Source organism: Armatimonas sp. (assembly GCF_043760365.1).
GTDB lineage: Bacteria > Armatimonadota > Armatimonadia > Armatimonadales > Armatimonadaceae > Armatimonas.
Genome location: NZ_JAYUPA010000138.1, coordinates 1 through 6,209 on the forward strand (window position 1 = coordinate 1; position 6,209 = coordinate 6,209).

Sequence of the window (6,209 nt, forward strand, 5' to 3'; positions counted from 1 at the left end):
CCCACGCCCATTTAGAGGATTCAGAGCATACTACCGGAGCCGCTTCAACGGGAACAAGCGCGAGAAGAATTACGCAAATAAGCGCTCGCCAAACCAGTAGGCTCCAGCAAGGACGACGCACCAGGAAGCGATAAAGACGATGAGGCAGCTTGCTTTTTCATTCTTACGACGCAGCCAGGATAATAACTGAGCGACGGTAATCACAATGCAGGCCTGTCCGAGCTCGACGCCGACGTTAAAGGAGAACAGCGACCAGCCCAGTGCCTCACGTGGCAACTCCAGCTCGCGCAGAACACTGGCGAAACCAAAACCATGGATCAGCCCGAAGAAAAACGCAAGCGTCAGGCGCAGGTCTTTCTCCGAGCGTTGTTTCGCTTCTTGTGAGAGCTGACTCAGGGCGTGGATGCCCACAAAGACAATGCTGAGAGCAATGAGGGGCTCAATGAGGCGCGGCGAGGGCGTGACGAGATTCAGTGTTGCCAACACCAACGTGATGCTGTGGGCTAGCGTGAAGGCGGTGATGATTTTCAGCAGCCGCTTCACATTCCCACCCAGCAAGAGCAGGCCGATAACAAACAAGATATGGTCCGGCCCGATAAAGATATGATGAATGCCCTCACGGATAAACTGTCGGATCACGGAAAAAAGACTCTGCTTACTGCCGAGCGCGTAGGAAAGCGAAGGCGTGGTGTGGTTCAGGACGGCTTCGCGCAGCAGCACGTCGGAGTGCGCTGCCTCATAGAGCGTGACGAAGACCGTGTGGTTGGGATCCACGGGAAACAGACTGCCTGTCCGCACTTCGAGGTGCTTGGGAGGCGCGAGCCAGCGGAAGGAGAGATACAGGCGGATGGCCTTGCGCTCCGGTAGAAACTCGCTCCGCTCAGGCGTCAGGGCCTCAGGTGTAAGTCGCTGTTCGTCGGCGATGAGGCCAAGGCGCGTCGCCACGGCCTCCGCCATTTGCGTGCGATTCTCCGTGACCACTTTCTCCAGCGCCTGCCCGCCAAGCTGCAGGGCCGGATAGTCCAGCGAGAAGCCCAGAACGGAGAATGTAACCGTCGCCTCCACCCCGCTCGTGCCTAGCCGCAGCTCGATTTGACTGCGCTGAATGTCATGTGCCGATGTGGGCGTGAGACAGCAAAAGAGAAACGCTAGAATCGCCCACACGGCTCTCATCGGGTGCTGCCTAGAGTTTTGAGAGTCTCAGTGGCAATGGGAGTGTCGAGCAGGCTGAAGTGGGGGTTGCGATTCAGTGCCTGTGCAAGATACTTCTGCGCCACGGGCTTAGCCCCGAGCCGCGCGGAGATCATTCCGGCGTGGTAGAGAACCGGTGCATCGGGAGCGATGGCTTTTAGCGCCCGGGTGATCACTGTTTTTGCTTCCTCGATCTTGCCACTCTTATAAAAGCACCAGGCGACGGTATCCGCGTTCATGGCATTTTTCGTGTCTTTATGCGTTTCGGCGATGGCAAGGGCGCGGGGAAGCTGACGGTCGTGCTCGGCGAAGAAGCGGGCCATGTAGAGTTCGTCGCTGCTACCGGATTTCTGGTGCTCGTCGTGCAGCTTCTCGACGAGTGCGAAAGTCTCTTCCGCCTTGGCCGTCTGATTTGTTATTGTGTACAGATCGCCGAGGGCAACGAGGCCCGCGTGCTGTGGGGCGATAGCAAGGGCTTTCTGATAGAGCGCGATGGCTTGGGCGTACTGGCCTTGTGCAGCCTTCACTTTGCCCAGCACCGCGAGGACATTGTAGTCGTTTGGCGCGACTTTTTGGGCATCCTTGAGAATGTTTTCGGCGGGGAGAACGGCACCCTCGCCCAGTAGCATCTCCGCTAATTTCGCATTACACCAGGCAGTATTTTCGCTGTAGGCACCACCTGCCTTGATCGCCTTTGTCATCAGCCACATTCCCTTACGGGTGTCGCCACTGAGGTAGAGGAGATTTGCGCCCCGGCTATAGGACGCCAGATCGGGGCGGATGTCCAGCATCTTCTGGTAGCTCTTGAATGCACCTTCGTAGTCGCCCTGCTCCACTTGTGCATCGCCAATCAGGCCGTACGCCGCTTCGTCACTCGGATTGAGTGCGATAGCTTTGCTTGCCCACTCGATGCTCTTGGGAAACGCATGGCGCTCGCCTGCGACCCAGGCCATCCCGGTCATGGCATCGCTTTTTTTGGGATAGAGGGCGAGCGACTGGCTGTAGGACTTTTCCGCCAGATCGTAGTACTGATGATTGGCGCTCTCTCGGGCTTTCTGCATTAAAGCATCGCCCAGATTAAGCCAGGACGTTGCGTCTGTTGGAGTCGCCTTGGCTTTGGCTTTGCACGTTGCAAGCTGCGCGTCCGCACTCCTGGGGCTTAGCGCAAGAGGCTCGGGAATACTTGCCAGAAAGTCTGTGGGGTTTAGTGAACTGTTGTGGCCAGGAGAAGCGGCTACCTGGCGCGTGCTGACGCTCCAGCCTATCAAGGTAGCAACTCCACTGGCCGCGACGGCCAGTGCGATGAGGTTGCGCTGCGGGTTTCGTAAGACGTGTTGTTTCATATTTCTACGCCAATTTTTGGAAAAGCCCCCCAGAGATCTCGCTCTGGGGGAGTGTTCTCGAAATTTAGAAGCCGACGTTCTGACCGGAATCCTTGCTGTTGCGCAGGCCGGAGTGCGGCGTTGCGGCATAGGGGAAGGTTCGGTTGTAGACCTGGTCGTTGGCGGCGATGTTGTCTCCCACGACCGTCACGGTGGAGTAGGTCGGGCCACTTGCCACTGCCGTCAGAGCGACATCTACCACGTCATCGCCAAAGCGCCGTCCGTTGGGCCAGCCGCCCGGAATGGTCGCACCGCCGCTGGTTGTCAGGTTGTCGCCGCCAATGAAGCCAAGGCGACTAAACCCGCTCTCTCCTGAGACACGCGCTGCACCGGTGGTGGTGTCCACACGGATCACATCGGGGATGTACACGGTCTCAAGATCCACACGGCCCGTCGTGGCGAAGCTGGTGCCATAGACAGCGTTGATCAGGACGGCGACCTCGGGGTTGAGGGCGTAGGTCGCAAAGCTGGCATCGCCTGTTGGGGAGGTGCGGTTATAGCGATCTTTGTCGCGCATGGCAACCAGCACTTCATTGAAGATCGGATTGGCCAGACGGTTCACCTGAATATCCGGTCCGGAGGGAGTCGGATCGCCGCTAGCAGAGCGCAGGGTGATGCGTGCTCGGCTCACGGAGGCGTAGACCCCAACACCTGTGCGATTGGCGACGCTACCAAACGGAGCCGTGTAGCTAGAGGGAGTCAAATCCGTCAAGGGAATAACGATAGCGTAGTGAAGAACATTGAAGCCCTTGAAGCCATCCACTCCACCGCCTGTCTGACCGAGGGTGCTTCCCAGAATACGGGAGTTGAGCAGATCAAAGATGCCCGGCGTATCAGCATAGAAGCCGTCTTCACGTGAGCCACAGAACACCGTCGTTCCACCAGAGAGATCATACGTGGTCTGGAAGGTGTACTTGTCCAGAGCAGCGCGGTTCGTTGCACCAGAGATCGCGCGTCCGTAGTTCAAGTTGGTACCAGGGGTTCCTGTGGTGTCATTGTAAAATGGTGTTGCTAGCCCTGTGTTGTACGGAGGCACCATCAGAGTCGCGCCGTTGTTCAGCACCGTAGATGTCCCTCCGACGACCTGTGTCACGGTGTAGGTCTGGGTGAAGTTCTGGGTGGCATCCCCGACATTCTGGATAGGGCCGACGGCGGTTCCTCGACCGTAGCGCAGGATCGTGTCCAGGTTCTTGTAGGCACCACCCGCGCTGCTGACTCGCGAGAAGCGAAAGTCATAGCGCCGCGTCTCCGCGCCGGTGGTGGGATTGGTGATGTGGATGCTGTAGCGGGCATCATCGGCGAAAGCATCGTAGAGGACACCATCACCCGGCTCCGAGAAGGGCCGGACACTGACTTCACAGACCAGAACTCGCTCGCCGCTGGGGCGCGTGCGAATAAAGGCGTAGACATCCGTCAGGTTCGTTTGTGGGTCCATCTTGGACAGAGGCGCGTCGCTATGGCTGGAGGCATGAGCGGTTTCTGGGCTGACGATGCCCAGAACTGACAGACCCGCCACGCTGAAAGCAGCGGCAGTGTGCAGTGTTGCCCGGAGGCGCGAAGAGAGTGTAGACATGGGTTGTTTTTATCCTTTCAGAGATCAAGAAGTCGCAATACGCTGGCGACGAGTGAGAGCAACTGCAGCAACAAGGGCTCCTGCGAGTGCGAAGAAATGAAGCGTGCCCGGCTCGGGAGCAGCGCTTACTTGAATCGTGCCGCTCGTGGCATTGCCCATCTCATCGAGAGCCGTGAAAGGACTCGCGGTCAGAAGGGTGGAGCTACGAAACTGAAAGCCCGAAACGGTCGTGCCCGCAAAGAAGTCTTGGGGGGTTCCCGGGTCCGCGTCCGCCAGGAAATCCACCAGCCCGGAGAGGGCATCGAAGAGATTGAGAAATCCGGTCGGTGCCGACAGATTTGTCACCGAACCTACTCCCATAGGAACGGTGATACTCACATCTGCGAGAGTGAATGCCCCTAAATTTTGAACGGAGAAGTCATAGTCGAAGAATCCCCCTGTCTGAGTATAGACGGCGGAGACGAGTGGTGCTTGAGCGCGCGCTGAGGAGCCTGCAAGAGTGACCAGAGCGACCAGCCCGAGTGGAACGGTGGCGGGAAGCCAGCAGAACCGCCGAGGTCGGTTATGGTTATTATTCATATTGAGTAAGTTTGACCCTTTCGTAAACATTTGTCCTGACGACACAATGATTCTAAGGTATACCTGCGAACGATAACAGGCTAAAAAATACTCACTTTTTACTCACTTTCTACTCATTTAGGGCTCATTTTCGGACGGCTAAAGCGGGGGTTACTGGTCGCGCCAGGAGTGGGCCGCTTTCCAGCCGAGAAGTCGCTCGGCCTTGCGGCAGTCAAACACACTCTGGAACGTACCGTGGCCCTCGGCGAGGAGTGCGAGAGGGGTGGGGCCGTGGCGGTCTTCAAGCGCTTTTCGCAGCGGGACATCCAGGCAGGTATCGACAGCGGCGATCAGAAATACCTCGTGGCCGGTAGTGTCGGCTTCGATTGCGGCGCGAAACGCGGTGGCGACATCGCGGACATCAATGTAGCTCCAGAAGTTGCCGCTGCCATTGTGGGGATAGCCTGCGCGGCGATCCGCAAGCCAGGTGTAGGTCTCGGGCGTGATGACATTGTTGATGCGCAGGGAGACAATGGGCATCTGCGGGTAGCGCACCGAGAGCGAGTCGCAGATCACCTCACCGAGGTACTTCGAGAGTGCGTAGGCATTGGGCGTGGTCGCGCGGTCGCTCTCGTCGAAGGGAAGTTTCGGAGGGAGCTGATCGGTCGTCAGCCAGCCCGTCGCCATCTCCGATGAGGCGTAGACGAAGCGCTTGGCCCCAAAATCCCCGGCGGCCTGCAAGACATGGTAGGTCGAGAGCGTATTGTTGGCAAAGACTGTCTGGCGCGGGTCGCCGCTTGGGGCGGGGTTGGCTGCGACATGGCAGACGAAGTCAGGTTTTACTTGCGCAAAGGCATCGTAGACCTCGCCGGAGTTCGTCAGATCCACTTTGATAAACTGCCCCGGCAGGCCCTCGACGCGCCGCTGGTCCAGATTCGTGACCTCGTAGCCCGCTGCCGCCAGCTCGCGGACAACATAGGCACCCGCTTTTCCACTCCCACCTGTCACTAGAGTTTTCATGCGGCTATTGTACCCGCACGAGCGAGAGGGCTAGTTCTTGCCCTTGGCTTTCCAGGTATCCAGAAGCGCTTGCTGATTCGGGTTCAGTAGCGGGCGGAGCTGGGCACGGACATCGTCCATAATGGCCTTGTTTTTCTGGGCGAGGTCTTTACGCGTGGCGGGATCCTTGCGTGCCTCCGGGTTGCTCCGGAGCGTCTCCGTCAGCTCCGTGAGCTTCTTCTGGGCAGAGTCCACAATAGGATCCACCCGCTTGCTCTGCTCTGAGGAAAGCGTTAGTGTGTCTAGCAGGTCGGCGAAAGGACCGCGTTTCTCGCGCTTTTCCTGGGTCTTGTCGCCCTTCTTGAGCCTTTCGAGTGTCTCTTTGAACTGTGCTTGCTGATCGGGGGTGAGCGTGGCGAGAAGATCTGCCTCCAGCCTCAGCGCGACGGCTTCAAGCTTGGTGCGCTGGGCATCCGAGAGAGTCAGGGAGTGAAGTGCTTCGACCA

General features: G+C 58.4%; 5 protein-coding genes and 1 pseudogene. All 6 read right to left on the reverse strand.

All coding sequences use genetic code 11. The features are described 5' to 3' along the window. Positions 1 to 69 precede the first annotated feature (69 nt). Positions 70 to 1,173: a HupE/UreJ family protein gene (locus ACH2EH_RS03580; protein ID WP_395139044.1), complete on the reverse strand. Its 1,104-nt coding sequence runs from the start codon at positions 1,171 to 1,173 to the stop codon at positions 70 to 72. Further along, positions 1,170 to 2,534: a tetratricopeptide repeat protein gene (locus ACH2EH_RS03585; protein ID WP_395139046.1), complete on the reverse strand. Its 1,365-nt coding sequence runs from the start codon at positions 2,532 to 2,534 to the stop codon at positions 1,170 to 1,172. The genes ACH2EH_RS03580 and ACH2EH_RS03585 overlap by 4 nt, the downstream gene beginning before the upstream one ends. A 64-nt stretch (positions 2,535 to 2,598) precedes the next feature. After that, positions 2,599 to 4,146, reverse strand: a complete 1,548-nt coding sequence (locus tag ACH2EH_RS03590; RefSeq protein WP_309693483.1) for a DUF4331 domain-containing protein — start codon at positions 4,144 to 4,146, stop codon at positions 2,599 to 2,601. Positions 4,147 to 4,170: 24 nt separating this feature from the next. After that, complete coding sequence (locus tag ACH2EH_RS03595) at positions 4,171 to 4,725, reverse strand: PEP-CTERM sorting domain-containing protein (RefSeq protein WP_395139048.1); 555 nt, start codon at positions 4,723 to 4,725, stop codon at positions 4,171 to 4,173. A gap of 150 nt (positions 4,726 to 4,875) precedes the next feature. Then, positions 4,876 to 5,724: an NAD-dependent epimerase/dehydratase family protein gene (locus tag ACH2EH_RS03600; RefSeq protein ID WP_395139050.1), complete on the reverse strand. Its 849-nt coding sequence runs from the start codon at positions 5,722 to 5,724 to the stop codon at positions 4,876 to 4,878. 30 nt (positions 5,725 to 5,754) lie between these two features. Continuing rightward, a pseudogene (locus tag ACH2EH_RS03605) lies at positions 5,755 to 6,209 on the reverse strand (hypothetical protein); the annotation flags it as partial.